Raw genomic sequence first — 607 nt, 5'->3', positions numbered from 1 at the left:
CCCAGAGGGCGCGGCAGATGGACGAGGTTGCGGCCCTGCTCCTCCGGATGCGTGAACTTGAACCCGAGGTATACGTCAACGGGCCGTTAGCCGAGGAGAAGATCCGCGAACTGGAGGCCGCGTTCGGCCGCCCGATGCCGCCGAGCTACCGGGCGTTCCTGGCTCGGTTCGGCGGGTTCAGCATCGTCGATAACTCATGGTCGGGGGCCTACGATGGCAAGATCGTCGGCGGCGGGGGCTGCGTGTGGTCCGACACGACGCGCGGCCGCGAGTGGTGCCAGTTGCCCGATCACTACCTGGTGGTCGAGCCGGACCAAGACGGTTTCGTCTGCCTGGACTTCAGCCGCACGAGTCCCGACGGCGAGCATCCGGTGATCTACCACATGCCGTTCCGGGAGACGCCGTTCAACGAGCTCGGGCCGAATTACTCGGCCTACCTGATTGGGTCCTTGCGGGCGATGGTCGAGGCGTGGGACGATGGGGACTGAGTGCGGGGCAGCTGTGTGGCGCGGATGGCCCAGACGCCGAACCCGGCGCTGCACCTGACACCGCCAGGTGGTTTCTGACGCATCGCTGCTCGGGACGTGGCGGTGCAGGTGAGCTTGTT

General features: G+C 66.7%; 1 protein-coding gene. It reads left to right on the top strand.

The genetic code is table 11. From position 1 onward, the window contains the following. Positions 1-488 (top strand): SMI1/KNR4 family protein (locus R5W23_RS11330; protein ID WP_320686414.1); only part of this gene is annotated, 488 nt, incomplete at its 5' end. Between the last annotated feature and the right edge of the window lie 119 nt (positions 489-607).

Source organism: Gemmata algarum (assembly GCF_034097035.1).
GTDB classification, from domain to species: domain Bacteria; phylum Planctomycetota; class Planctomycetia; order Gemmatales; family Gemmataceae; genus Gemmata; species Gemmata algarum.
The sequence above is the reverse complement of the archived record's forward strand: the minus strand, read 5'-3'. Positions and strand labels throughout refer to the sequence as shown.